Genomic DNA, 25,888 nt, shown 5'->3' on the forward strand with positions numbered 1-25,888 from the left:
GTGCCGGTGGGGGGACGTGCGGCTGCCGGTGGGGCGGCAGGGGAGTCCGCGCGAACGGCACGGCCGGAGCCGACGCCGTCGGCGACCGTGGAACGAAGAGACGAGGCGCACACGGCGTCTCGCGGTGCTGAACTGCTGTGCTGCGTGCGGCACTTACGGTAGGGGCGACCCGGCGGCCCCTCAACGAGGGATGCCCCTCGCCCGGTTGCGCAGGGAAAACCCTCGGTCACGCACAGGCACCGGAGCCGGCCGGAACCCGCCCCCGGCGGACCCCGGCCCGTGCCCTGGAGGGGTCAGCCCGCGCGGCGGCCCGCGGCGAGGCGGACGATGTCGACCCGCGAGCGGATGCCCAGCTTGCGGTAGACGCGGGTGAGGGTCGCCTCCACGGTCTTGACGCTGATGAACAGGGTCGCGGCGATCTCCCGGTTGGTGGCGCCCTCCAGGACCAGGGAGGCGACCTGGCGCTCCATCGTGGCCAGCCCCTCCAACTCCGGAGGAGCTGCCGCAGGCGACTCCGCCGCGGGACCGACGTGGTCGAGCCACGGCTGGGCCTTCGCCCGGCGGAAGAGGCGGGCCGCCTCCTCCAGCGCGGCCTGGGCGGCGGAACGGTTGCGGCGCTCGGCCTCGACATGGGCGACGGCGAGCACCGCCCGCGCCTCCTCCAGGCCGTAGCCCAGCCCGGCGAGCCGCTGCCGCGCCGCGGTGAGGACGGCCACCGCGCTCTCGGCGTTGCCGCGGGCGGCCAGCAGCATGCCCTCGGCGCGCTCCAGCACGGCCAGGATGCTGTGCCGCCGCAGCCGGACGGCGTGCGTGCGGGTCGCGTCGATGACCTCGCGTGCCTCGCCGAGTGCGCCGGTGAGGACGAGGGCCTCGGCCAGGTCGCCCTGCCAGCGGCCGCGCGCGGGTTCGGTCACGCCCATCTCGCGTTCCAGTTCCCGCACCCGGCGCAGCGCCTCCACCGCGCCCTGCGGGTCCGCGCCGACCAGCCGCGCGTGCCCGAGCGCGTACAGCGCCCGCGTCATGTACGGCATGTCGCTGTCGGCCTCGGCCCGCCGCACCGCGTCCCCGGCCAGCGACAGGGCGCGCTCCACCGTGCCGCCGCCGGCCTCGGCCAAGGAGGCGATCTGGAGCGCGAAGCCCTCGCCGATGCCGATGTCCTCGGCCAGCCGCAGACTCTCCCTGGCCAGTTCGAGGGCCGTTCCGCAGCGGCCGGAGCGCAGTTCGATCTCGGCGAGGCTGCGCACCGAGTAGACCTCGCTCTCCACCGCGCCGCGCTGGCGCGCCTCGCCGACCAGCCAGGTCAGCGCGGTGCGGGCCTCGTCCAGCTGGTCGCTCATCAGCAGGTAGCGCGAGCGGATGTAGACCGGGCCGTTGTGGTTCATGGCGACCTCGGGGTCCTGCGGTTCCGCGGAGGCCAGTGCCAGGGTGGCGGCGGCGTCCGGGTGGCCCATCGTCGTCTCGTTGAGCGCCTTGAAGGACAGCGCGAGCAGTTCGGTCCGCCGGTCGCCCGCCTTCGCGGCGAGCGCCGCCGACCGGGCGGCCTCGGCGCGGGCCCGGATCATCTGGCCGTCCACCAGCGCCCGCCAGGCCAGCTGGTAGCGCACCAGGCCCTGCAGGCGCGGGTCGTCGCCGGCGTCCGCCAGGGCCTGCGGGTAGACGTCGTCGACCTCGGACAGGGCCTGGCCGACGGAGTCGATCACCACGATCCACGCCCGTACGCGGTCCGCCGGTTCCGTCGCCACCGCGAGCACCTCACGGGCGGTGGCGCGGGCGAGTTCGGGCTCCGCGGCGGTCAGCGCGTCCTCGGCGGCCCGCAGCCGCCGCTGGTCGGCGCTGGGCATCGCACCGGCCGGGGTGTGCCGGGCCGCCAGCAGGCCCAGTTGCGCGGCCATCGACGGTGCCCCGCGCAGCCGGGCCTCGTCCGCGGCCTCGGCGAGGCTCGCCGCGACCCGCCGGTCCTTGCCGGTCGTCGCCAGTGCCAGGTGCCGGGCGCGTTCGATCGGGTCGCCGGCCGCGGCGGCCAGCGCGGCGTGCGCGCTGCGCCGGTCCTCGGGGGTGGCCTCCGCGTACAGCGCCGCGGATATCAGCGGGTGGGCGAAGCGGATGAGCCCGCTGTGGTCGTGGTCCATCTCGACCAGGCCGAGCGAGGCAGCGACCGCGGTCTCGCTCTCGGCGTTGGCCCGCCCGGCGCTGCGCAGCGTCGCGAGGGTGGGGCGCGCCCCCGCGCTGGCGATCAGGAGCGTGCGCCGGGTCTCGGCGGACAGCATCTCCAGCCGGTTGAGCACGAGCGCGCGCAGCGAGGTCGGCACCGGCAGCGGCTCGCCGGGCTGCGGCGGCGTCCGGCTCTCCGCCAGGGCGCGGCCCAGCTCCAGCGCGAACAGCGGATTGCCGCCGCTGGTGACGTGGATGTCCCGGACGACCGCGCGCGGCAGACCGGTGTGCCCGCGCGCCTCCAGGAGTTCGGACACCTCGGGGCGGGACAGCGGCGTCACGCGCAGCGTCAGCGCGTCCTGCGGGAACGCCCACGCATAGCGGTCCTGCTGGTCCTGCGGATCGGCGTCGGTGCGCACGGCGCCGAGCACCCGGATCGGCAGGCCCGCCACGCGGCGGGCCGCGAAGGCCAGCAGTTCGGCACTGGCCGGATCCATCCACTGCAGGTCGTCCACGACGATCAGCACCGGCCCCCGCGCGGCCAGCGCACGCAGCACCGACAGCACCGCCAGCCGCAGGGCCAGGCCGTCCCGTTGCAGGGAGGACTCACCGCGGCCGGTCAGCGCCGACTCCAGCGCCGCGCGCTGCGGGCCCGGCAGGCGCTCGGACACCTCGTCGGCGACGAGCCCCAGCAGGTCGACCAGGGCGAGGAAGGGGAGATGGGACTCCGATTCCGTCGCGGAACACCGCAGCACGGCCGTGGCGCCGCCGGCGCATTCGGCCGCGAGGGTCCGCAGGACGGTGGACTTCCCGATTCCGGCCGGGCCGTACAGCAGGAGGCTGCCCCCCTCGGTCACATGCCCGCGGGCGCGCGCGAGCACATCACCTCGCCCAATCACCTGGTCAGGTCGGGGTCGGGCCGGCACGTCGAAGGCCTGTTCCACGGTCGCCGCTCCCCTCAGTGTCGTGTTCGGGACAATGTTAAGCAAAGGGCCATTGAATCCCGACAGGTCTGTGGCTGGCAGAGTTTAGTGATTGTCCGCTATACGGAATATCCCTGTGCGCCGGATTTATATCCGGTGATGAGAGGCCAAGTCGGGAAAAAACCGGGAGCGCCTCCTTCCTGACACCCTTTCAGTATCCCCCGATGTCCGGCAGCGATCCCCGTTCGTCCTCCGCCCCGGGTTCCGCGCACTGAGCCATACGGGCGGGCTTGACGCACAGCGACGTGTCGTGGCGTCCTCCCGGCGTCCGGTGGCCGATCGTCGCAGAGGGAATGGTGACGGAGCGTCAGCCCCGCCCATGCCGTGGCCGCCGCCACGCCTCCAGCGGCGGCCACGGACCCGCCACCGCCCGGGGCCGCGCCCCCGTCGGCGGATGAGCCCCCCGAACCATCGCTGGGGGTGCCCGCCCCAGGTGCGGTGCGTCGCACGGCGGAGAGCCGCCTCGTGGCCGGCGTGGCCGGGCTCACAGGGCAATACACCTAGGGCAGCAGCCCCGCGCGGCGGGCCGCGACCACGGCCTCCAGGCGGGTGTGCGCGCCGAGCTTGCGCATGGCGGACCGCAGATAGCTCTTGACGGTCTCCGGGCGCACCCCCAGCCGTTCGCCCGCCGCGGCGTTGGTGTCGCCGCCGGCGACGCAGGCGAGGACGTCGATCTCGCGGGCGGACAGCGGCACGGTCCGGGCGCCGGGGTCGGGCGGGGCGGTGGGGGCCAGGGACGCGGCGGCCAGCCGGCCGCAGGCGGCGAGCAGCTCCTGGCGCAGCAGGGGATCGGTGACGCGCTGGGCGAGGGCCCGCAGTTCCCCGTGCGCCTCGCGGACCTCCTCCCACGCCGCCGGGTCGCCCGCCGTCGGCTGGCGGCACGTGGACAGCAGGCGGTCCGCCTCGTCCCGCACCACGAGCCGGTGCTCCAGTTCGCGGGCCGCCTCGACGGCGGCGCTGACCGGCCGGTCGCCGAGTGCGGTCGGGTGGCGCAGCGCGCCGTACAGGACGCCGCGCACCCGGCGGCGCACGACCACCGGCACCGCGAGCACCGAACGCAGCCCCTCGGCGGCCACGGCGCCGTCGTACTCGTGGCTGATCACCCGCGAGGCGCCGTAGTCGGTGACGGCCAGCGGCCGGCCGAGCGCGATGGTCTTGCCGCCCAGGCCGTTGCCGAGGGTGACGGCAAGTCCCTGCAAGGAACTGGTGGCGGTGCCGGACAGCTCGGATATCCGCAGCTCACGCGGGTCGGGGAGGAGTCCGCCGAAGGCGACGGGAAGCCCGCTGGCGCGCCGCATCCGCAGCAGCGCCGCCCGCAGCTCGGCCGCCTCGCCCGTTCCCGTCCCGCTACCCGGCATCTCCCCGCGCTCCTTCACCCCCGATCGGGGGTAGTGAGAGCTCTGTCGCTCACCACAGGATGCTACTGAGGGGGCAGGCAATAAGGAGGACACATGGCGGCAACCAGCCGGACAGACGAGTTCCGGTCGGCCCGGGACTTCCTGCTGCGCCACCGGGAGGACTGGAAGACGGCGTACGAGGGCTTCCGCTGGCCGCGGCCCGAGCACTTCAACTGGGCGCTCGAGTGGTTCGACGTGATCGCCGAGGGCAACGACCGCCCGGCCCTGCACATCGTCGAGGAGGACGGCACCGAGACCGTCGTCTCGTTCGCCGCCATGTCCGAGCGGTCGAACCGCGTGGCCGTGCGGCTGCGCGAGTGGGGTGTGCGGGCCGGCGACCGGATCGTGGTCATGCTCGGCAACGAGGCCGAGTTGTGGGAGACCGCGCTGGCCGCCATGAAGCTGCGCGCCGTCGTCATCCCCGCCACCCCCCTGCTCGGGCCGGCCGACCTGACCGACCGCGTGGAGCGCGGGCAGGCCCGCCATGTGATCGTCCGCTCCGCGGACACCGCCAAGTTCGACACGGTCCCGGGGGACTACACCCGGATCGCCGTCGGGGGCGCGCCCGAGGGCTGGCTGGCGTACGAGGACACCGCGGGCACCCCCGCGGACTTCACGCCGGACGGCGAGACCCGCGCCGACGACCCGCTGATGCTCTACTTCACCTCGGGCACCACCGCCCGGCCCAAGCTCGTCGAGCACACCCACATCTCCTACCCCGTGGGCCACCTCGCCACCATGTACTGGATCGGCCTGCGCCCCGGCGACGTCCACCTCAACATCTCCTCGCCGGGCTGGGCCAAGCACGCCTGGTCCAACCTGTTCGCGCCGTGGAGCGCCGAGGCGACCGTCTTCATCCACAACTATTCCCGCTTCGACGCGGGCCGCCTCATGGCCGAGATGGACCGGGCGGGCGTCACCAGCTTCTGCGCCCCGCCGACCGTCTGGCGCATGCTGATCCAGGCCGACCTGACCGCGCTGCGCACCCCGCCGCGCGAGGTCGTCGCCGCGGGCGAGCCGCTGAACCCCGAGGTCATCGAGCACGTACGGCGCGCCTGGGGGCTCACCATCCGGGACGGCTTCGGCCAGACCGAGACCGCCGTGCAGGTCGCCAACCCGCCCGGCCAGCCGCTCAAGCCGGGCTCGATGGGCCGCCCGAGCCCCGGGTACGTGGTGGAGCTGGTGGACCCCGTCACCGGCAAGCCCGGCGACGAGGGCGAGATCTGCCTGGACCTGTCCGCGCGTCCGGTCGGCCTGATGACCGGCTACGCCGGGGACCCGGAGCGGACCGCCGAGGCGATGGCCGGCGGCTACTACCGCACCGGCGACATCGGCTCGCGCGACGCCGACGGCTACATCACCTACGTGGGCCGCTCGGACGACGTCTTCAAGGCCTCCGACTACAAGATCAGCCCGTTCGAGCTGGAGAGCGCCCTGCTGGAGCACGAGGCCGTCGCCGAGGCGGCCGTCGTCCCCTCGCCCGATCCGCTGCGGCTGGCCGTGCCGAAGGCGTACGTCGTGCTCGCGGAGGGCTGGGAGCCGGACGCGGGGACCGCGGCCGCGCTCTTCGCGCACTCGCGGCAGGTGCTCGCCCCGTACAAGCGGGTGCGCGTGCTGGAGTTCGCCGACCTGCCCAAGACCGTCTCCGGCAAGATCCGCCGCATCGAACTGCGGCAGCGCACCGCCGAGGGAAGCACCGGCACCGAGTACCGCGAGGAGGACCACAAGTGACCGCACCCGGCAGACCGTCGCAAGGCCAGGAGCCCGCGGAACCCTCCTACGCCTCCGGCACCGGCACCACCGCGCTGCTCGGCGACACCATCGGCCGCAACCTCGACCGCGCCGTGGCCGCCTGGCCGGACCGCGAGGCACTGGTCGACGTGGCCGGCGGCCGCCGCTGGACGTACGCGCAGTTCTCCGGCGCCGTGGACGACGTGGCGCGCGGCCTGCTCGCCAAGGGCGTCGGCAAGGGCGACCGGGTCGGCATCTGGGCGGTCAACTGCCCGGAGTGGGTGCTCGTCCAGTACGCCACGGCCCGCATCGGCGCGATCATGGTGAACATCAACCCGGCGTACCGGGTGCACGAGCTGGCCTACGTCCTCAACCAGGCCGGCATCGAGGTCCTGGTCTCCTCGACCGCGTACAAGGACAGCGACTACCGGGCCATGGTCGACCGGGTCCGCCCTCAGTGCCGGTCGCTGAGCGAGGTCGTGTACATCGGCGGCCCCAGCTGGGACGCGCTCGTCGCGGCCGGCGCCCATGTGCCGTACGCGCAACTGGCGGAGCGCGAGGCCGAGTTGTCCTGCGACGACCCGGTCAACATCCAGTACACCTCCGGCACGACCGGCTTCCCCAAGGGCGCGACGCTGTCGCACCACAACATCCTCAACAACGGCTTCTTCGTGGGGGAGTCGATCGCGTACACCGAACAGGACCGGGTCTGCCTGCCGGTGCCGTTCTACCACTGCTTCGGCATGGTGATGGGAAACCTCGGCGTCACCTCGCACGGCGCCTGCATCGTCATACCGGCGCCCACCTTCGACCCCGCGGCCACGCTGCGGGCGGTGGAGCAGGAGCGCTGCACCTCGCTCTACGGGGTGCCGACGATGTTCATCGCCGAGCTCAACCTGCCCGGCTTCGCGGACTACGACCTGTCCTCGCTGCGCACCGGCATCATGGCCGGCTCGCCCTGTCCGGTGGAGGTCATGAAGCGGGTTGTCGCCGAGATGCACATGGCCGAGGTCTCCATCTGCTACGGGATGACCGAGACCTCGCCGGTCTCCTGCCAGACCCGGCGCGACGACGACCTGGAACGCCGTACCGGCACCGTCGGCAGGGTCCTGCCGCACATCGAGGTGAAGGTCGTCGACACCGCCGGCGTGACCGTTCCGCGCGGTGCGGCGGGCGAACTGTGCACCCGCGGCTACTCGGTGATGCTCGGCTACTGGGACGAGCCGGAGAAGACCGCCGAGGCGATCGACGCGAGCCGCTGGATGCACACCGGCGACCTCGCGGTCATGCGCGAGGACGGCTACCTGCAGATCGTCGGCCGCATCAAGGACATGATCATCCGCGGCGGGGAGAACGTCTACCCGCGGGAGATCGAGGAGTTCCTGTACGGGCACCCCGGCATCGCCGACGTCCAGGTGGTCGGCGTCCCCGACGAGCGCTACGGCGAGGAGATCCTCGCCTGCGTCATCCTCAAGGACCCGGCCGCGACGCTCACCGTCCAGGACCTCGCCGACTACTGCCGCGGCCGGCTGGCGCACTACAAGGTGCCCCGCCACCTGCGGCTCATGGAGTCCTTCCCGATGACGGTGAGCGGCAAGGTGCGCAAGATCGAACTGCGGGAGTCCTTCAGCCCGCGGTGACGTCTTCGGCGGCCGCCGCGATCCGCAGGGCCGCCTCGCGCGGCGGCACGCCGGTGGTGTCCAGCACGGTGCCCGCCTCGCGCAGCCACGGCAGGGCCGCCTCGTACTCGGCGAGGTGGTCCAGCCGCCACTGCCGTGCGCCGGTCTCGACGGTGTCCTCCTCGATACGGCGGGTCAGGGTGGCTCTGTCGCTGTGCAGCACGAAGTGCCGTACGGGCAGGCCCTGCCGGGCCAGGCCGTCGCGGAGCTCCGCCCAGTAGGCCGCCACGAGCACGGTCTGCGGCACGACCAGCGGACCGCCGAGGAGCGCCGCACCTGCGCGATCGACTCCACGGCCAGCGCGCGCCAAGGCGGCCACTCCTGGAAGTCGCGCACAGGCGCGGCCTGTGCCAGTACGTGCCGGAGTATGAAGCCGACGTGCTCGGTGTCGAAGACGTGCGCCCCCGGCAGCAGTCGGCCCAACTCCGCGGCAGTGGTGGTTTTGCCCGCGCCGAAGGTCCCGTTCAGCCGGATGATCCCGTCCATCGGGACACCATGTCAGGGCCCGCGGACGCCACCCCGTGCGTCGGCAGCGGTCGAGGACGGCGACGACGTCGTACGCGTCCGGCTCGCCGGGCCAGGCGCCCGCGCCGATCGTCAGCGTCCACCACCGCTTGGCGACGGTGACGGACGTCGCCGACCGGCTCCGCGCAAGGCCGAGTTGCCGCCGGCCGTGCCTCCGCGGTGCCGCGCGGACGCGGGAGGCGGCACCGGGCGGCCCCGGCGCTGCGGCGGCACGTGCGACCAGGCAGTCCTGCCGCAGCGGGCGGCCGGTTCCGCCGGTCCCGGCGACCAGCACGGCCACGGCGGTCCGCCCGCCCCGCACGGGGTCCGCCTCGTCCACGACCGCGGAGAACTCCGCCGCGACCGCCGCGGCCGCCATCCGCCCTGTCCCTTCAGACGCTGGTGTCGGCGGAGCCGTCGTTCGCGGGAGCGTCCTCGTCGTTCGGGCCCAGGCACAGGATGTACCGGGTTCTCCCGTGCTCCTCGCCATAGGTGGCGACGGTCTGGGGGTAAGCGGGGCAGAGGCTGGGGTCGCCGGTGTCCTCGAAGCGGCCGACGACCTTGTACCGGGCGTCGGGGGAACCGCAGTCGACGACCGAGACATCGGCGTAGAACGCGTCGCCGCTGCTGCGCACGCAGTCGCCGACGGCGGCGAACTCGGGATCGTCGTGGAGGAGGAACCAGAGTCCGCCGACGATCGCGACCGGGAGCAGCAGTCCGAGGGCGACCGGACGCAGGAAGAGGGGCCTGCCGGGGTCGGCGGGCCTGCGCGGGGCGCCGGCGACGGGTTCGCCGAGGCGCTTGACCTTCACCCACTGCCTGAGGTTGAGCAGCATCACGACGGGGTTGATGATCATCGACGGCGCGCCCCACCAGCCCTGCACCAGGCTGTCGCCGGTCATCTTGCGGTGCGCGGCGAGGCCGCAGGACCGGCAGAAGTAGCCCTTGAGCCGCAGCCGCCGCATGAGGACGAGCATGCCCTGGTGCCCGCGGAAGGTGGCGGCCGCCGCGGGCACCGAGCCGCAGAAGCTGCACGAGGGGCCGTACCCGGGTATGTCCATGCTCATCGACTGCTGCGGCAGGAAGGGCCACTGCGGCGGGTAGAGCGACGGGGGCCGCTGCGCGGCGGGCTGCGGCTCGGCCTGCGGCGCGGGCTGGGGCGCGGGAGCGGGTGGCGTCGGTGCGGTCACGGAGGTCCCCCCCGGGATCTGTGGTGCTGAGGTGCGGTGCTGATGCGCATATGGAGCCACCGCACCCTACTGGTCCGTACATGTGTTCCACCACGGATTTCGCCGGCATCCGCGCGCCCTCTTCTTGACCGGTGCGCGCGGCACGCCCTATGTTCGATGCAGTTCCACATAACAAAAGTAAATTTCCGCATGGCGGAAAAATGGACCTCAGCGTGGCTGGGACGCGACACCTGGACCGCCGGACGACGCAGGAGTGAGCGAATGCCTCGAATGACCGCCGCCCGAGCGGCAGTGGAGATCCTCAAGCGGGAGGGCGTCGACACCGCGTTCGGCGTGCCCGGCGCCGCCATCAACCCCTTCTACGCGGCCCTCAAGGCCTCCGGCGGCATCACCCACACGCTCGCCCGCCACGTCGAGGGGGCCTCGCACATGGCGGAGGGCTACACGCGCACCGCCCCGGGTAACATCGGCGTCTGCATCGGCACCTCCGGCCCGGCGGGCACCGACATGATCACCGGCCTCTACTCGGCCATCGGCGACTCGATCCCGATCCTGTGCATCACCGGGCAGGCACCCACCGCGGTGATCCACAAGGAGGACTTCCAGGCCGTCGACATCGCCTCCATCGCGGCGCCCGTCACCAAGGCCGCGACCACCGTGCTGGAGGCCGCGCAGGTCCCCGGCGTCTTCCAGAAGGCCTTCCACCTCATGCGGTCCGGCCGGCCGGGGCCGGTCCTGATCGACCTGCCGGTGGACGTCCAGCTCACCGAGATCGAGTTCGACCCCGAGACGTACGAGCCGCTGCCGGTCTGGAAGCCCGCCGCCACCCGGCGGCAGATCGAGAAGGCGCTGGCCATGCTGAACGCGGCCGAGCGCCCCCTGATCGTCGCGGGCGGCGGCGTCATCAACGCCGACGCCTCCGCCCTGCTCGTGGAGTTCGCGGAACTGACCGGCACACCGGTCGTGCCGACCCTGATGGGCTGGGGCGCCATCGCGGACGACCACCCGCTGAACGCGGGCATGGTGGGACTGCAGACCTCGCACCGCTACGGCAACGCGACGTTCCTGGAGTCCGACTTCGTGCTCGGCATCGGCAACCGCTGGGCCAACCGGCACACCGGCCGCATCGACGTGTACACCGCGGGCCGCACCTTCGTGCACGTCGACATCGAGCCCACCCAGATCGGCAAGATCTTCGCCCCCGACTACGGCATCACCTCCGACGCCGCGGCCGCGCTCGCGCTCTTCGTCGAGGCCGCCCGCGAGCTGAAGGAGGCGGGGCGGCTGCCGGACCGCGGCGCCTGGGCGGCATCCGCGCGCGAGCGCAAGGCCACGCTGCACCGCCGCACCCACTTCGACGACGTCCCGATGAAGCCGCAGCGGGTGTACGAGGAGATGAACAAGGCCTTCGGCCCCGAGACCCGGTACGTCTCCACCATCGGGCTCTCCCAGATCGCCGGCGCCCAGATGCTGCACGTCTACCGGCCGCGGCACTGGATCAACTGCGGCCAGGCCGGGCCGCTCGGCTGGACCGTCCCCGCGGCCCTCGGCGTGGCCAAGGCCGACCCGGAGGCGTCCGTGGTCGCCCTGTCCGGCGACTACGACTTCCAGTTCATGATCGAGGAACTGGCGGTCGGTGCGCAGCACCGCATCCCGTACGTGCACGTCCTGGTCAACAACGCCTACCTGGGCCTGATCCGCCAGGCGCAGCGCGCCTTCGACATCGACTTCGAGGTCAACCTGGAGTTCGAGAACGTCAACTCGCCCGAACTGGGCGTCTACGGCGTCGACCATGTCAAGGTCGCCGAGGGCCTGGGCTGCAAGGCCCTGCGGGTCACCGACCCGGCGGAGCTGGGCGCCGCCTTCGAACGGGCGAAGAAGCTCGCCGCGGAGTACCGGGTGCCCGTGGTGGTCGAGGCGATCCTGGAACGCGTCACGAACATCGCGATGAGCGTCACCAACGACATCGGCAACGTGGTGGAGTTCGAGGAACTGGCCACCGAGCCCGGCCACGCGCCCACCGAGATCCTGCCGCTCGCCGGCGGCTGACCCGTCCGCCGCCGCGTGGTCCCGGCCGCCGCGTCCCGCCTCGGCGGGTGCGGCGGCCGGCGTCAGTCCGCGCGGGCGGCGGGCCGCTCAGAGCGGGCCGAAGAGCCAGTTGCCGGGGGCCGCGGGATCGGTGCCGGTGTAGTACGCCCGGATCGCCGTCACGAGCTCGGCCGTGCTCACCAGGCCGTCGCCGTCGGTGTCGAGGCGGTCGAAGGCGGCGACGACCGCGGAGGCCGGGGTGCTGAAGGCGCGTTGCAGGATCTCGAACTCGCCCCGCTGGACCCGCCCGTCGCCGTCGGTGTCGCAGAGGTGGACGACCGCCTCGGCGGCGGGATGGAAGACGGGGTCGAAGGCCGGGCCCTCGATGAAGGCCCGGGTCATGCCGTGGCGGTACTCGGCGGAGGACAGCCGCCCGTCGCGGTCGCCGTCGGCATAGGCCGCGAGCTCCGCCCAGACGGCGTCGAGGCGCACCACGACCGGCCTGCCCTTGGGTGAGGTGGGGGACTGGCCGAAGCCGTGAATCAGCCGCGCGCCGACGTCCTGCAAGTCGGCGCGCTCGGCATACCCGTTGCCGTCCGTGTCCAGGCGGCGGAAGGATATGTCGAGCTTGCGCTTCAAGAGGGCGGTAGACATCGCTGCGTCCTGACGTAGTCCTGGGGTCTCCTGGAGTCGGGAGAGGGGAACTTCTCGATGTTCCCCCGGGAGCGCCGCTCGCGCGACCCGAGTGGCCACACAGGGTGAGGCCGGGGGCAGAGCGGGCCGGACGCGGCGCGTCCGTCCTCAGGGCCGGGCGCGCGGGCCGGTGCGGATGAGGGCGTCCGCGGCGTCGTTCACCGGCTGCGGGGTGCCGGTGAGGTCCATGACGAAGAGCGGCACGCCGAGCTGGTCGGCGCGCAGCCGGGCGTCGTGCGCGTAGCCGGCCAGCGAGAAGAAGGCGCCGGAGGAGTCCTCGTTGAGGCAGTTCAGCCAGAGGGTCTCCACGTCCCGCAGCACGCTCGGCCGGGTCGTCGGGTCCACTTGGGCGACCACCCCGTCCCCGCGCAGGTCGATGCCGTTGGCGGCGCGCTCCGAGGCGATCCGCACCCCGCCGAAGCCGAGCCACTTCAGGTACTGCGCGGCGGCGGTCAGCGCGTCCCGCGCGGTGCGGATCGTCACCGGCCGGAACGGGGCCCGGTGCCCCGGCGCCGTCGGCGCCGCCCCGGCGGGGTGCTCGACGGCGGCGGGCCGGGCCGGCGGCGTGCGCAGCGCCCGCGTGTCCACCGGCAGCCGGACCACCGCCCCGCACTCGCAGCCGAGTTCGGGCTGCGGCCACTGGTCCTCGCGGTGGCAGTCGGGGCAGCGCATGCCCACCCAGGAGTCGGACCAGGAGCGGTGGCGGATCAGCAGCGGGATGCCGCCGCGCAGCAGCGGCAGCGTGAGGGGCGTGCCACAGGCACACGGGAACACGGGGGCGGTGTACGTGTGCTCCCGGCGGCAGGCCGGGCAGCGCACGGGCACACTCTCTGCCATGGTTCGGGACTCCAGGGCGGGTGCTTACCGGGCGGCGGACGTACCCTCCATGTTCTCCTACGGGACGCCGCTCCCGCAGCTCTCCTGCGCTCCCGCGCGCGCCGGTTGACCCGCGCACAGGTGTCCGCGCCGCCAGGACCAACCCCTCAGAAGTTCATGGCGGCGCGGACGGTCGTGATCCTCCCGGGCCGGGGGAGGGGTTCCGGGCGGTGACGTCCGTCGGGCGCGACAGGACAGAAACGGACGCCACCGCCCGGAAGCCGGGGTCAGCCGGTGACCGGCAGACCGGACAGGCGCTCCACCCCGCGCAGCAGGGCGGAGTGGTCGAGGCCGCCGTCGCCCTGGGCGCGCAGCGCGGCCACGAGACCGGCGACGACGGAGCCGACGGGCAGGGCGGCGCCGACCGCGCGGGCGGCGTCGGTGACGATGCCCATGTCCTTGTGGTGGAGGTCGATGCGGAAGCCGGGGGCGAACTCGCGGTGCAGGAAGTTCTGCTTCTTGCGGTTCAGCACCGTGGAGCCGGCCAGGCCGCCGCCCAGCACCTCCAGGGCCGTTCCCAGGTCGACGCCCGACTTCTCCAGGAAGACCACGGCCTCGGCGCAGGCCTGGATGTTGACGGCGACGATCAGTTGGTTGGCGGCCTTCACCGTCTGGCCGGCGCCGTGCGGACCGCACAGCACGACGGTCCTGCCGAGGGCGTCGAACAGGGGACGGGCCTCGTCGAAGTCGGCCTGCGCGCCGCCCACCATGATGGACAGCACCGCCTCGATCGCGCCCGCCTCGCCGCCGGAGACCGGGGCGTCCAGGACCCGGATGCCCTTGGACGCCGCGGCGTTGGCCAGGTCGACGGAGGTCTGCGGTGTGATCGACGACATGTCGACCAGCAGGGCGCCCGGCCTCGCGTGCGCGAGGATGCCGTCCTCGCCGTACGCGATCGCCTCGACCTGCGGGGAGGCCGGGACCATCGTGACGATGACGTCGGCGTCCCCGACGGCCTCGGCGATCGAGCCCGCGGCGGTGCCGCCGGCGGCCGCGAGGCGGTCGAGCTTGTCCTGCTCGAGGGTGTAACCGGTGACGGAGTAACCGGCCTTGAGCAGGTTCTCCGCCATCGGGGAGCCCATGATGCCGAGGCCGATCCAGGCCACCTGGGGGAGGCCGGTAGGGGAGGAGGCGGCGGCCTGGGGCGTGGTGGTCATGGTGTCCTCTCGGGTTGCTGGGCGGCGTCGGCGAGCCAGCCGAAGGAGGCGGCGCTCCCCTCCGGTCCCGGCTTGTACTCCAGGCCGATCCAGCCGTCGTAGCCCGCCGTGCGCAGGCGGTCGACGAGGCCGGCCAGGGGCAGCGAGCCCGTTCCGGGGGCGCCGCGGCCGGGGTTGTCGGCGATCTGGACGTGGCCGGTGCGGTCGGCGTAGGCGTCGATCACGGCCGGCAGGTCCTCGCCGTTCATCGACAGGTGGTAGAGGTCGAGCAGGAATTGGGCGTTGCCGAGGCCGGTCTCCGCGTTGACCTTGTCGACGACCTCGACGGCGGCGGGCGCGCTGACCAGCGGATAGCGCGGCGACTCGGGTGCGTTGAGGGCCTCGACGAGCAGGGTGGCGCCGACCCGGTGGGCGGCGTGCGCGGCCCGCACCAGGTTCTCCAGGGCGAGTTCGTCCTGCGCCTCGGCGCCGGCGCCGTCGACCCGGTTGCCGTAGAGGGCGTTGAGGGCCGTGCAGCCGACCGAGCGCGCGAAGTCGGCGGCGATGTCGATGTTGGCGCGGAAGCGCGCGGACTCCTCGCCGGGCACGGACAGCGCGCCGCGGTCGGGTCCGGGCAGCTGCCCCGCGTAGAAGTTCAGCCCCACGAGCCGGGTGCCCGCGTGCTCCAGGGCGGAGCGCAGTTCGTCGAGACGCGCCTTCGGCGGGGTGGGTGCGTCCGGCCACGGCCACCACAGCTCCACGGCCTCGAAGCCCGCGGCCGCGGCTGCGGCCGGGCGCTCCAGGAGCGGGAGTTCGGTGAAGAGGATCGAGAGGTTCACATCGCAGCGCGTGGAGTCGAAGCCCATCCCGTGCGCCCCTTCCGTCCGGTGTTCCGTCCGGTGTTCCGGCCGGTGCGTTGCCATCCCTGACTTCCGCAATACGGAATCTGTTTTCTACTTACCGGAAGACTGGATCACCTGGCCGGGGACTGTCAAGAGGGATGTCCCCGAAAGCCGCTGACCAGCTAGGTTGAAGACGTGCGCCTGAGACTGGAATTCACCACCGAGCCCTTCGACCTGGACGTGCTGCCGGAGCACGCCGCGGTGGCCCGGGACGTCATCGGCTCGGCCGCACTGGAGAAGGTCGACGTCGGGCCGTTCGGCAATACGGCCGAGGGCACCGCCGACCAGGTGGTGGACGCCGTCGGCGATCTGCTGCGGCGCACCCTGGACGCGGGGGCCACCCGGGTGTCGCTGCAGATCAGCGTCATCGGTCATGAGGCGGCGGATCGATGACCGCGCCCGGCGGGCACCCGCACCCGTTCAGTGCGGCCATCACCCCGCTCGTCGCCGCCATGGGCGCGCAGATGGTGCCGCCCGGTGAGGCCCGCGGCGACGACGTCGTGCTGAGCTGGGAGGGCGAGGCGGTCGTCGCCGTACGCCTGCCGCACCTGGCCGACTCCCTCGACCACCTCCTGGCGGACCTGGAGCGCCGGCACGGCAGGGCGCTGGCCGAACTCGGCCGCAAGGAGAAGCAGACGGTCGTGCGCATCCTGGAGGAACGCGGCGCGTTCTCCGTGCGGCACGGGGTGGAGACCGTCGCCTCGGCCCTCGGGGTGAGCCGCTTCACCGTCTACAACTACCTGAACCGGGAGAACGCGGCGAGGGAGCGCGAGTAGCCGCTGTCCGTCGCACTTCCGGCCGTGTCGCGGCCGCCACGGGGCGGACTCTTTTCAACAAAGTGTTGACGCCGGTCGGGGCGCGCTCCTAGCGTGCTGCTGTGACCTCCCGTCCCTCCCCGGGCCTGGCCCGGTTCAACTCCGCCGACGCGGTGGAGGCGGCCGCCCTGCTGCGCGAGGTGTGCGCGAGCCGCTCCTGGGGCGCGGAAGTGGCCGCCGGCCGCCCCTACGGCAGCGCCGAGGCGCTGCTCGCCGCGAGCGACACGGCGACGGCCCGCCTGGGTACGGACGCACTGGCCGAGGCGATGGCCGGGCACCCGCCGATCGGCTGCCCGAAGCCCGGCGACCGGGTCTCTGCCCGCGAGCAGAGCGGCGTGCGGGACTCCCTGCGCGCGCGGCTGCTGGAGCTGAACCTCGCCTACCAGGAGCGGCACGGCCATGTCTTCCTCATCTGCGCCACCGGCCGGACCGGCGACGAGATGCTGGCCGCCCTCTCCGAGCGGATCGGGAACGACGCCGCCACCGAGCGCGGGATCGTCCGTGCCGAGCTGGGAAAGATCAACCGCATCCGGCTCGCCCGGCTCGTCGCGCCCTTCGAGGAGGCCCCCTCATGACGTCCGTGTCCACCCACGTCCTGGACACCAGCGCAGGCCGTCCCGCCGCGGACATCGCCGTCCACCTGGCGGTCCGCCCCGCCGGCGACGCCCCCTGGGTGCCGCACGGCGCCTCGGCGACGGACGCCGACGGCCGCTGCAAGGACCTGCCCGACCTGCCCGGCGGCACGGCCCAGGTCCGCCTGGAGTTCGCCACCGGGCCGTACCTCGCCCGCACCGCGGCCGGGGGCGGCGGGGCGTTCTTCCCGGAGGTGGCGGTCGTCCTCGCCGTGGAGCCGGGCGAGCACTACCACGTACCGCTGCTGCTCAACCCGTTCGGCTACTCCGTATACCGAGGGAGCTAGCACCGACATGTCGCCCACCCGCCTCGGCCAGAACCAGTACGGCAAAGCGGAGACCCGCGTCGTCCGGGTCTCCCGCGAGGGCCGCACGCACCACGTAAAGGACCTCAACGTCTCCGTCGCGCTGTCCGGCGCGATGGACGAGGTCCACTACTCCGGCAGCAACGCCAGCGTCCTGCCCACCGACACCGCCAAGAACACGGTGTTCGCGTTCGCCCAGCAGTACGGGATCGAGTCCGCCGAGCAGTTCGGCATCCTGCTCGCCCGGCACTTCGTCACCAGTCAGGACGCGATCGGGCGGGCCAGGATCCGCATCGAGGAGTACGCCTGGGAACGCCTCACCGAGGAGCACTCGTTCGTCCGCAAGGGCCAGGAGACCCGCACCGCCGAGATCGCCTTCGACGGCACGCGGTGGCAGGTCCTCGCGGGCCTGAAGGACCTCGTCGTCATGAACTCCACCGACTCCGAGTTCCGGGGCTTCGCCAAGGACCGCTGGACGACGCTGCGCGAGACCCGGGACCGCGTCCTCGCCACCGAGGTCGCCGCCCGCTGGCGGTTCCACTGGACCCGCGAGGAGGACCCCGCCCCAGACTGGGAGGAGTCGTACGCCGAGACCCGAAGGCACCTCCTGGAGGCCTTCGCCGGCACCTACTCGCTCTCCCTCCAGCAGACCCTGTACACGATGGGCGACCGGGTCGTCGAGCACCGCCCCGAGATCGACGAGGTGCGGCTGTCGCTCCCCAACAAGCACCACTTCCTGGCCGACCTCGAACCGTTCGGTCTGAAGAACGACACCCCCGACAGCGCGGTGTACTTCGCCGCCGACCGCCCCTACGGCCTCATCGAGGGCACGGTCCTGCGCGAAGGGGCAGAGCCCCGTATCCCGGTGACGGACTGAGAGGCCCGCCATGACCGCCGCAGCACAGCGCACCGTCATCGAGAACTGCGCCGTCGCCACCGTGGACGCGCACGACACCGAGTACGCCGACGGCCATCTCGTCGTCGCCGGCAACCGCATCGAGTCCGTCGGCCCGGGCCCCGCCCCCGCCGGACTGGAGGGCGTCGTCCGCAGGGTCGACGGCTCCGGCCATCTGCTCACCCCGGGCCTGGTCAACACCCACCACCACTTCTACCAGTGGCTCACCCGGGGCCTGGCCACCGACCACAACCTCTTCGACTGGCTCGTCGCCCTCTACCCCACCTGGGCGCGGATCGACGAGCGGATGACCCACGCGGCCGCCCAGGGCTCCCTCGCGACGATGGCGCGCGGCGGCGTCACCACCGCCATGGACCACCACTACGTCTTCCCGCGCGGCACCGGCGACCTGTCCGGCTCCATCATCCGGGCCGCCGCCGCCATGGGCGTGCGCTTCACCCTCGCCCGCGGCTCCATGGACCGGGGCGCGTCCGACGGCGGCCTGCCGCCGGACTTCGCCGTCGAGACCCTGGACGGCGCGCTCGCCGCGACCGAGGCGACGATCGACGAGCACCACGACCCCTCCTTCGACGCCATGACGCGGATCGCCGTCGCACCCTGCTCCCCGTTCTCGGTCTCCACCGAACTGCTGCGCCAGGGTGCGGAACTGGCCCGGCGCAAGGGCGTTCGCCTGCACACCCACGGCAGCGAGACCGTGGAGGAGGAGCAGTTCTGCAAGGAACTGTTCGGCATGGGGCCGACGGACTACTTCGAGTCCACCGGCTGGCTCGGCGAGGACGTCTGGATGGCGCACTGCGTCCACATGAACGACGCCGACATCGCCGCCTTCGCCCGCACGCGGACCGGCGTCGCCCACTGCCCCTCCTCCAACGCCCGCCTCGCCGCGGGCATCGCCCGCGTCCCCGACATGCTCGCGGCCGGCGTCCCCGTGGGGCTGGGCGTGGACGGCACCGCCTCCAACGAATCGGGCGAACTGCACACCGAGTTGCGCAACGCCCTGCTCGTCAACCGCCTCGGGCCCCACCGCGAGGCCGCGCTGACCACCCGTCAGGCCCTGCGGCTGGGCACCCACGGCGGGGCCCAGGTCCTCGGCCGGGCCGAGGAGATCGGCTCGCTGGAACCGGGCAAGCTCGCCGACCTCGTCCTGTGGCGGATGGACACCCTCGCCCACGCCTCGATCGCCGACCCGGTCGCCGCCCTGGTCCTCGGGGCCGCGGCCCCCGTCACCCTCTCGCTGGTGAACGGCCGCCCGGTGGTGGAGGACGGCCGGCTGGTCACCGCCGACGAGGACGCCATCGCCCGCACCACCCGCGCCGAGGCCCGGCGACTCGCCCGCATCGCGGGCCTGACCGGCTGACCAGCGGGACCCCGGCGGGAATCGGGTGGAGCCGCCCGCGCGGGCTCTGTTACGGTCCGGGTGCTGGCCGCGGGACTTCGGTGCGACTTCCGGAAACTGCCTGTCAACTTGACCTGGCCCTGAAGGACGGGGCTTGGAGGTAGTGCCCAGCTGGCTGCTGGGGTGGACTCCTCCGTCCAGACACCCTTATGGGGTGGCAGGGACGCGTGACTCACGCCCCGCATTCCACGCGCTCTCGCCACGGAAGGCGATGTTGTAGGAAGCATTTCGGTCGGCGTGGGCAACGACCCCGCACCCCCGGCAGATGAAAAGCCCCTGGTCGACACGGTTTCGCTTGTCGACGTGGCCGCACTCGGCGCACGTCTGCGACGTGTACGCGGGATCAACGAAGACCAGGGGCACCCCGGCCCGCTTGGCCTTGTAGACGATGAAGTCTCCGAGCCGGGCGAAGGCCCAGGAGTGGAGTGCGACCCGTTGAGGCTTGCGGAGCCGTACCCGGTTGCGGATGCCCTTGAGTTGTTCGAGGGACAGGCCGCGTCCGGTGCGTTCAGCCTCGGTCACGATCGTCTTGGAGATGATGTGGTTGACGTTTGCAGCGTGCCGTGCTTCCTTTCGGGCGCGCGATTTCAGCCGCCGCTTGGCGCTCTTGGTGCGCTTCTTCTGGAGCTTGACCCGCAGGGCGAGCTGTCGCTTGCGGTACCGGTTGAGCCTCTGCCCGGCGGCGAGGTAGCCGGTGGAGGCGGTGGCGATGTTCTCGACCCCGAGGTCCACGCCGATGAAGCCGTCCGGCTCGTACTGCGCGGCCTCGGGCACGTCACAGGTGGCGACGAGGTAGAACACGCCGTCGCGCTTGATCAAGTCGGATTCGCCCTGCCGGTGTGCCTGGAGCATCTTGAGCGCGTCCAGGGAGCACAAAAACGGTACGTTCTTGACCCGGCCGTCCACGGTCCAGATGGACACGGTCTGCTGGTCGTACTGCCAGCTCAGACACCGGTCGTCATACGGCTGGGCGGCCTCGGGGCGAAAGGCGACCGGTTTGGACTCGGCCCTGCGGCGACGCTCGGAGCCGTCCTTGCCGAGGTTCCCGGCCCGGATGTTGGCCTTGAGCGTGGTGTACGAGTCGCACACCTTCTTGATGACGTGTTGCGCGGCCTGAGCTCCCAGCCCACGGGCTTTGAGCTCGGCGTAGGTATGCTTGCGCAGCTCGTACTCACGCGGCACGCCGTGTTCGAACGCCACCTGCGACACCCGGTTCGCAGCGTCATTGACCGCGCGCAGGGTGCGCCCAAGCACGGATGCCTGCACGGCATCCGGCATGAGTTTGAACTGCGTCACGATCTTCACGGGCGTGATCGTAACATTGCTCTATGTCACCGCGCTGGAACCAAACCCCGCTATTCGTAGGGGCCGTAGCGTCGTCCGCACTCTCCAAGCACACTTGATCTTCACCCCCCGAGTGCCGCCGCGGACCATTCACTGACGAGATCCTTCGGCGCTGCGAAGAGGTCATGCGCGACGTGTGCCCCGACTTCGGCGCGGAGCTGGGGGAGTTCAACGGCGAACGCGATCACGTCCACCTGCTCGTGCACTACCCGCCCAAGGTCGCCATCTCACGGCTCGTGGGCTCCCTCAAGGGTGTCTCCGCCCGGCGCCGACGGCAGGAGTTCCCCGACCACATCCGCAAGTACCTGTGGGGCGAGCACTTCTGGTCACCGTCCTACTTCGAACCCGCCGGGCGCACCGCCGTCGTCCACCTCAACCCCGTATACGACGCGGACGCGTTCGACGTGCGCCGGCTGTCGGCGACCGTCGCCACCGCCGGTATCCGCGACGCCGAGGACCTGCCCGCGCTCGTGGAGATCGCCCAGTTCGCCGAGGGCCGCACGGACCTGGCCGAACTCACCGCCTACCTGGACGCCCGCGCCGACCGCATGACGGCCGCCGACCCCCGGGAGCGTGCCCGGTGACCGCGATGGACCTGACCGGCCTGGAGACCCGTCCCTCCCAGGTATGGGGCGCGGTGCGGCTGGTGCCGCTGGTGCGTCCCGCGCCCGTGGAGGACCTGCGGCTGCATCCGCGGATCCTGGGCGACGGCCCCTCGGTGGTGAGCGTGGGCCCGCGCGCGGCCTACTTCTCGTACATCCCGCACGCCTTCGTCGCCGACTGGACCGACGACGGCACTCCGGCGGCCGCCTACGGCACGCACCTGGCCGCCGCGGCCGACGCGGCGGCGCCCGCCACCACCGCCCTGCGCTTCCACCGCAGGATGGCCCGCCGCGAGGAGAAGCACCGGCTGCGCTTCCTCCCGCTGCACATGGCCCTGGAGGGCTATCTGGCGCTGCACTTCGGCGGCCCCTCGTTCGCCTGGGAGGAGTGGTCGCACCGGGCGCTGCGCAGCGGGCTGTCGCCGCGCGCCGAGCAGGCGTACACCGGGGCCGAAATCCCCGGACTGGCCGACGCGCTGCGCGTCTTCGAGATCCACCCCGGGCAGTGCGGGGTGCTGTTCTACGTCGCCGACGCCCTGGCGGCCGTGTTCGTCGTGCCGCACCCGGACGACTACCGCGTGCTCCACCCCACCCTTGTGCAGGACCTGTACGGCGAACTCGTCCACCACTACGCGCTGCTGATGCCGTCGGTGCAGGAGTTCCGGGCCCACGTGGCCGACGAGGGCATCGACTCCCTCGCCGGGCTGCGGGCGGCGGCCGGGGAACAGGAGCGCGCCTGGGCCGCCTTCCACGACACGACGATGGCGGCACGGGCGGCGGAGCAGGACGGGACCTGGCGCAGGGTGCACCGGATGGGGCCCTTCACCCTCGCCCGCTTCCTGCCGGAGTTCCGGCCCCGGCAGGAGAACCACATCGGCGAGGCCATCACGGACGCCGCCGGCCGGACCGTCTACCTCAAGACGTTCCGGCTCTCGGAGAGCCAGGTCCGCCGCGGCCACCTCCTCGACCGCCTCGCCGCCCACGACTGGCATCTGGCGGACACCGCCGCCGGCCTCGGGATCGACGAGGCGGCCCTCGGCCTGCGGCTGGAGTCGGCCGGCTTCGGCTTCCTGCTCCGGCAGGACGTGCTCGACGGGTACCGCAAGCGGGCCGCGCCCCGCGGGCAGCGGAGCCGGCGGTAGGCGTCACCGGCCCCCGGCGCCCCGCCCGGCGTACAGTGACAAGGGAGTGCGGATCACCGCCCCGACGGTCCTGAGCAGGGAGAAGACCGTGCGGCTCCATGTCGGCCAGCGCCACGAACGGGTCATCTCACTGGTCCGCGAACGGGGCAGCCTGCGGGTCGCGGACCTCGCCGAGGAACTGGGCGTCTCCCCCGTCACCCTGCGCCGGGACGTCGAGACGCTCGCGACCCAGGGGAGACTGCGCCGTGTGCACGGCTCGGTCGTCTGGCCGTGCGCGGAGACCGGCGGCCGCGGTACCCCGGTCGACACCCCTGCTCCCGCTCCCCTTCCCGCCAAGGCCCGCGATGCCGAGGGCCTGGTGGCCGGGATGCTGGTCCCCACGCTCGACCACCCCTTCGACCGGATCGTCCAGGGTGCCCGGGACGCCCTGGAGGCGCGCGGCGGGCGGCTGGTGCTCGGACTCTCCGGCCACGCCGAGGGCGACGCCCAGCAGGCGGGACGACTGGTCGCCGCCGGCGCGGACGGAGTGCTGCTCGTCCCCGGCCCCGACGGCGACGGCCGGATCGCCGGGAGCGGGGTGCCCGTGGTCCTCGTGGAGCGGCAGGCACCGCCGGGCAGCCCCGCGGCCGACCTGGACCACGTCCGCTGCGACGACGCGCACGGCGCGGCGACGGCCGTGCGCCACCTGGCCTCGCTCGGCCACCGCTCGGTCGCGCTGGTGCTGCGGGACGCCGCCCGCGCGCGACAGCTGGCCGCCGGCCACGCCGCCGCCGTCGAGGCACTGGAGCTGACCCCGGCGCCCGGCTCGCCCTACAGCGCGCCCGCGCCGCTGCCGGAGGCCGAGCGGACCGCGCTGACGGCCGACCACCTGCGTGCGCTGGCCGAGGAGCACGGCGTGCGCGCGGTGCTCCTGCACGACGACCAGTTCGCGGTCGTGCTCGTTCCCCGGCTGCGGGCACTCGGTGTGCTCGTGCCCGAGGACCTGGCGATCGTCGTCCACGGCGACCGGGTGGCGGGCCTGGCCGACCCTCCGCTGACGGCCGTCGCACCGCCGGAGCGCGCCGTCGGCGAGGCCGCGGCGGCGCTGCTGCTGCAGCGGATCGCCGAGCGCGGCAGCGGCGACTCCCGGCCGCGCGGGCACCTCGACCTGCTGCCCTCCTTGCGGGTACGCGCCTCGTGCGGGGCGCTGCTCAGGGCCGCGGGTCGTGCGTGACGGCCAGCAGCGCCATGTCGTCGTTGCGGGGGCCGCCGGTGTGCAGATGGACGTCGTCCAGCAGCGTCTGGAGCAGTTCGACGGGGCCGTCGTAGCGCACCCCGGCCAGCCGTGCGACCGGGTCGTAGAAGGTGCCGTCGGCATTGCGTGCCTCGGTGACGCCGTCGGTGTGCATCAGCAGGGAGGCGCCGGGCGGGAAGGGCAGGGTGTCCACCGCGGCCACCCCGGTCTCCAGGCCCATGCCGAGGGGCAGGGCGTGCTGCGAGGGCTCGGCGTAGTGGACCCGGCCCTCGCGGAGCACCAGCGGCGGCGGATGACCCCGGTTGACCAGGCGCAGCTCCCCGTCCGGGGCGATCTCCGCCAGGACCGCCGTGGTGAAGCCCTCCAGCCGGTCCAGGCCCTCGCGCCGCTCGGACTCCCGCCACAGGGCGCGGTCCATGCGCGCGGCCAGCCCGGCGAGCGTCGGCTCCTCGTCGGCCGCCATGCGGAAGGCGCCCAGGACCACCGTGGCCGCCTCGACCGCGTCCATCCCCTTGCCGCGGACGTCGCCGATGACGCAGCGCAGCCCGAACGGCGTCTCCTGCACCGCGTACAGGTCGCCGCCGATGTCCGCGTCCTGCTCGGCGGCCTCGTAGCGGGCGGCGATCCGGAACGGCCCGGCGCGCTCCGGCGGCTCGGGCAGCACCGCCCGCTGCACCGCGGCCGCGATGCCCCGCGCGGAGCGCAGCCGCTCCTCGCGGACGTGCAGCACCCGGTTGATGAAGACAGCGACCGCCGCCACCGCCGTGATCGACAGCAGTTCGCTGACCCCGCCCGCCCCGTTGATGTAGCCGAAGTGGTTGAGGATGCCCGCGTCCGCCGCGATGGCCCCGAGACCGATCAGGCACGTGCCGCCCAGCGACATCAGCGGCGCGGCGATCATCGGGGCGACGGAGTAGAAGGCGGTCCCGCTGAACTCGGCGGGGGTCAGGTAGTCCACGAGGAAGCCGCCGACGAGCAGCACGACGGGCAGCAGCCGGATGTAGCGGGCCACGTCCCTGCGGTCGTCGGTGCCGCCCTCGTCGACACTTCCCACGCGCGCGCTCCTGCCGTCCGTCCCGGCCCGCCGGGCTGTCGTCCCAGACTCCCCGGGTCCGTGCCACCCGGCCAGCGGTGGCCGCCCCTCGGGTGAACGGCCGTCCGCCGGGTGGCGCAGGCCGCACCCGACGGCCAGGCTGGTGGCCAGTACACCGGCACAGGGAGTCCGACGATGATCCGCACCGACGCTCTCAACGAGCCCGCCGTCCGCGCCTTCGTCACGGCGGTCAACGCAGGTGACCGCGAGGCCTTCCGCCGGGCGCTCACCGAGAACGCGACCATGTCGGACGACGGCTCCGACCGCGTCCTCGACGAATGGGCCGACCGGGAGATCTTCGACTCCCACGGCCACATGGACGTCCAGTCGCAGGACGCCGCGGGCCGCACCCTGATCGCCGACTACCGCAACGACACCTGGGGCGAGATGCGCACCAAGTGGCACTTCACCGTCGACGACGGGAAGATCAGCCGCTTCGACACCGGCCAGGCCTGAGGGGCCCGGCTCAGCGCGCCGCGTCCTCGTGGAAGACCAGGAGGTAGCGCCAGAACAGCAGCCGGCGCACCCGGCTGCCCGGCAGGAGGCGCTCCGCCTCGGCGCGGATCTCCGCCAGGGACATCGTGGGCGGCCGGACCGGCGCGCGAACGGCGGGGCGCGGGCGGCCGCGCAGCCGCTCCCAGACGGCGACGGAGAGCCGGGCGACGGCGTTGACGGGGACGGCCAGCAGGCTCACCGCCCGGTCGGCGGCGCTGCGTTCGCGGTAGCAGCCGAGGACGAGCAGCACCCCGTCCGGGGCGAGCGCGGCCCGCAGGGCGGTGACCGTGGGGAACGGCACGTGGTGCAGGCTCGCCAGGCAGGTGATCACGTCGTAGCGGCCCTCGGGCAGGCGCACGGCCGTCACGTCGGCGACCCGGAAGTCCACCCCGGGCGCCGCGCCGGCCGCCGCGACGGCCTCCTCGGAGACGTCGAGCGCCTCCACCCGCAGCCCCCGTTCCGCCAGTTCGCGTGCGAAGCGGCCGGTGCCGCAGCCCACGTCCAGCGCGGTGAGCGCGCCGGGCGGCACGTGGTTCAGCAGCAGCCGGTGGTAGTGGTCGTTGTGGTCGAAGGGCATGCCCGGACCCTTCCCCTGCCGCCGGTCGGGCGAACGGCGGATCGGCCGGCCGCGGGCGGACGGGCCC

The 25,888-nt window shown here is 73.2% G+C and carries 22 protein-coding genes and 2 pseudogenes; 13 read left to right on the forward strand and 11 right to left on the reverse strand.

Going from position 1 to position 25,888, the window contains the following annotated elements:
* Nucleotides 1-293 precede the first annotated feature (293 nt).
* Both ACIP64_RS31790 and ACIP64_RS31795 read right to left on the reverse strand, forming a co-directional pair.
* Complete coding sequence (locus ACIP64_RS31790) at nt 294-3,095, reverse strand: AAA family ATPase (protein ID WP_401593441.1); 2,802 nt, start codon at nt 3,093-3,095, stop codon at nt 294-296.
* A gap of 539 nt (nt 3,096-3,634) precedes the next feature.
* Nucleotides 3,635-4,492: a response regulator transcription factor gene (locus ACIP64_RS31795; protein WP_401593443.1), complete on the reverse strand. Its 858-nt coding sequence runs from the start codon at nt 4,490-4,492 to the stop codon at nt 3,635-3,637.
* 93 nt (nt 4,493-4,585) lie between these two features.
* On the opposite strand from ACIP64_RS31795, the gene ACIP64_RS31800 reads away from it, so the two are divergent.
* Both ACIP64_RS31800 and ACIP64_RS31805 read left to right on the forward strand, forming a co-directional pair.
* Nucleotides 4,586-6,262 (forward strand): AMP-binding protein, encoded by a 1,677-nt coding sequence (locus ACIP64_RS31800; protein WP_401593446.1) that lies wholly within the window; start codon nt 4,586-4,588, stop codon nt 6,260-6,262.
* Complete coding sequence (locus ACIP64_RS31805; protein ID WP_401593448.1) at nt 6,259-7,902, forward strand: AMP-binding protein; 1,644 nt, start codon at nt 6,259-6,261, stop codon at nt 7,900-7,902. The genes ACIP64_RS31800 and ACIP64_RS31805 overlap by 4 nt, the downstream gene beginning before the upstream one ends.
* Here ACIP64_RS31805 and ACIP64_RS31810 read toward each other — a convergent pair.
* Both ACIP64_RS31810 and ACIP64_RS31815 read right to left on the reverse strand, forming a co-directional pair.
* Nucleotides 7,889-8,427, reverse strand: a pseudogene (locus ACIP64_RS31810) (AAA family ATPase). The gene ACIP64_RS31805 and the pseudogene ACIP64_RS31810 sit on opposite strands and share 14 nt — an antisense overlap.
* A gap of 410 nt (nt 8,428-8,837) precedes the next feature.
* A complete protein-coding gene (locus tag ACIP64_RS31815; RefSeq protein ID WP_401593451.1) occupies nt 8,838-9,635 on the reverse strand; it encodes a hypothetical protein in 798 nt (265 codons plus the stop codon).
* Nucleotides 9,636-9,896: 261 nt separating this feature from the next.
* Between ACIP64_RS31815 and gcl the strand changes: the two genes are divergently transcribed.
* Nucleotides 9,897-11,684, forward strand: a complete 1,788-nt coding sequence (gene gcl, locus ACIP64_RS31820) for a glyoxylate carboligase (RefSeq protein WP_401593454.1) — start codon at nt 9,897-9,899, stop codon at nt 11,682-11,684.
* An 87-nt stretch (nt 11,685-11,771) separates the two neighbouring features.
* On the opposite strand, the gene ACIP64_RS31825 is transcribed toward gcl, so the two are convergent.
* From ACIP64_RS31825 to ACIP64_RS31840, 4 genes are all read right to left on the reverse strand, one after another.
* Nucleotides 11,772-12,317 carry an EF-hand domain-containing protein gene (locus ACIP64_RS31825; protein ID WP_401593457.1) on the reverse strand — a complete coding sequence of 182 codons (546 nt, stop codon included), beginning with the start codon at nt 12,315-12,317 and terminating at the stop codon, nt 11,772-11,774.
* A gap of 147 nt (nt 12,318-12,464) precedes the next feature.
* A complete protein-coding gene (locus tag ACIP64_RS31830; protein ID WP_401593460.1) occupies nt 12,465-13,193 on the reverse strand; it encodes a hypothetical protein in 729 nt (242 codons plus the stop codon).
* 266 nt (nt 13,194-13,459) lie between these two features.
* Nucleotides 13,460-14,389 carry a 2-hydroxy-3-oxopropionate reductase gene (locus ACIP64_RS31835; protein WP_401593462.1) on the reverse strand — a complete coding sequence of 310 codons (930 nt, stop codon included), beginning with the start codon at nt 14,387-14,389 and terminating at the stop codon, nt 13,460-13,462.
* Nucleotides 14,386-15,234: a TIM barrel protein gene (locus ACIP64_RS31840; protein WP_360909048.1), complete on the reverse strand. Its 849-nt coding sequence runs from the start codon at nt 15,232-15,234 to the stop codon at nt 14,386-14,388. Before ACIP64_RS31840 ends, ACIP64_RS31835 begins: the two co-directional genes overlap by 4 nt.
* Nucleotides 15,235-15,405: 171 nt before the next feature.
* On the opposite strand from ACIP64_RS31840, the gene ACIP64_RS31845 reads away from it, so the two are divergent.
* From ACIP64_RS31845 to ACIP64_RS31870, 6 genes are all read left to right on the forward strand, one after another.
* Nucleotides 15,406-15,663 carry a hypothetical protein gene (locus tag ACIP64_RS31845; protein ID WP_401593465.1) on the forward strand — a complete coding sequence of 86 codons (258 nt, stop codon included), beginning with the start codon at nt 15,406-15,408 and terminating at the stop codon, nt 15,661-15,663.
* Nucleotides 15,660-16,046, forward strand: a complete 387-nt coding sequence (locus tag ACIP64_RS31850; protein WP_401593468.1) for a helix-turn-helix domain-containing protein — start codon at nt 15,660-15,662, stop codon at nt 16,044-16,046. Before ACIP64_RS31845 ends, ACIP64_RS31850 begins: the two co-directional genes overlap by 4 nt.
* 101 nt (nt 16,047-16,147) lie before the next feature.
* Nucleotides 16,148-16,660: a 2-oxo-4-hydroxy-4-carboxy-5-ureidoimidazoline decarboxylase gene (uraD, locus tag ACIP64_RS31855; RefSeq protein ID WP_401593471.1), complete on the forward strand. Its 513-nt coding sequence runs from the start codon at nt 16,148-16,150 to the stop codon at nt 16,658-16,660.
* The gene (gene uraH / locus ACIP64_RS31860) at nt 16,657-17,004 is read left to right on the forward strand and encodes a hydroxyisourate hydrolase (protein WP_401593474.1); all 348 of its coding nucleotides are present in this window, start codon (nt 16,657-16,659) and stop codon (nt 17,002-17,004) included. Before uraD ends, uraH begins: the two co-directional genes overlap by 4 nt.
* A 7-nt stretch (nt 17,005-17,011) precedes the next feature.
* Entirely contained in the window at nt 17,012-17,899 is an 888-nt protein-coding gene (pucL, locus tag ACIP64_RS31865) for a factor-independent urate hydroxylase (RefSeq protein ID WP_401593477.1), read from the forward strand.
* 10 nt (nt 17,900-17,909) lie between these two features.
* Complete coding sequence (locus tag ACIP64_RS31870) at nt 17,910-19,295, forward strand: 8-oxoguanine deaminase (RefSeq protein ID WP_401593479.1); 1,386 nt, start codon at nt 17,910-17,912, stop codon at nt 19,293-19,295.
* Nucleotides 19,296-19,481: 186 nt separating this feature from the next.
* On the opposite strand, the gene ACIP64_RS31875 is transcribed toward ACIP64_RS31870, so the two are convergent.
* The gene (locus tag ACIP64_RS31875; protein ID WP_401593701.1) at nt 19,482-20,612 is read right to left on the reverse strand and encodes an RNA-guided endonuclease InsQ/TnpB family protein; all 1,131 of its coding nucleotides are present in this window, start codon (nt 20,610-20,612) and stop codon (nt 19,482-19,484) included.
* A 61-nt stretch (nt 20,613-20,673) separates the two neighbouring features.
* Here ACIP64_RS31875 and tnpA point away from each other — a divergent pair.
* From tnpA to ACIP64_RS31890, 3 genes and pseudogenes are all read left to right on the forward strand, one after another.
* A pseudogene (gene tnpA / locus ACIP64_RS31880) lies at nt 20,674-21,052 on the forward strand (IS200/IS605 family transposase); the annotation flags it as partial.
* A 206-nt stretch (nt 21,053-21,258) separates the two neighbouring features.
* Entirely contained in the window at nt 21,259-22,422 is a 1,164-nt protein-coding gene (locus ACIP64_RS31885) for an ARPP-2 domain-containing protein (protein ID WP_401593481.1), read from the forward strand.
* A gap of 88 nt (nt 22,423-22,510) precedes the next feature.
* A complete protein-coding gene (locus tag ACIP64_RS31890) occupies nt 22,511-23,635 on the forward strand; it encodes a substrate-binding domain-containing protein (protein ID WP_401593704.1) in 1,125 nt (374 codons plus the stop codon).
* On the opposite strand, the gene ACIP64_RS31895 is transcribed toward ACIP64_RS31890, so the two are convergent.
* Nucleotides 23,613-24,710: a PP2C family protein-serine/threonine phosphatase gene (locus ACIP64_RS31895; protein WP_401593484.1), complete on the reverse strand. Its 1,098-nt coding sequence runs from the start codon at nt 24,708-24,710 to the stop codon at nt 23,613-23,615. The genes ACIP64_RS31890 and ACIP64_RS31895 overlap by 23 nt on opposite strands.
* 174 nt (nt 24,711-24,884) lie before the next feature.
* On the opposite strand from ACIP64_RS31895, the gene ACIP64_RS31900 reads away from it, so the two are divergent.
* Nucleotides 24,885-25,205, forward strand: coding sequence for a nuclear transport factor 2 family protein (locus tag ACIP64_RS31900; RefSeq protein ID WP_401593486.1), 321 nt, complete (start codon nt 24,885-24,887; stop codon nt 25,203-25,205).
* A gap of 10 nt (nt 25,206-25,215) precedes the next feature.
* On the opposite strand, the gene ACIP64_RS31905 is transcribed toward ACIP64_RS31900, so the two are convergent.
* Nucleotides 25,216-25,821, reverse strand: coding sequence for a class I SAM-dependent methyltransferase (locus ACIP64_RS31905; RefSeq protein WP_401593488.1), 606 nt, complete (start codon nt 25,819-25,821; stop codon nt 25,216-25,218).
* Nucleotides 25,822-25,888: the final 67 nt, after the last annotated feature.

The organism is Streptomyces sp. NPDC088733, assembly GCF_044751185.1.
Classification (GTDB): Bacteria; Actinomycetota; Actinomycetes; order Streptomycetales; family Streptomycetaceae; genus Actinacidiphila.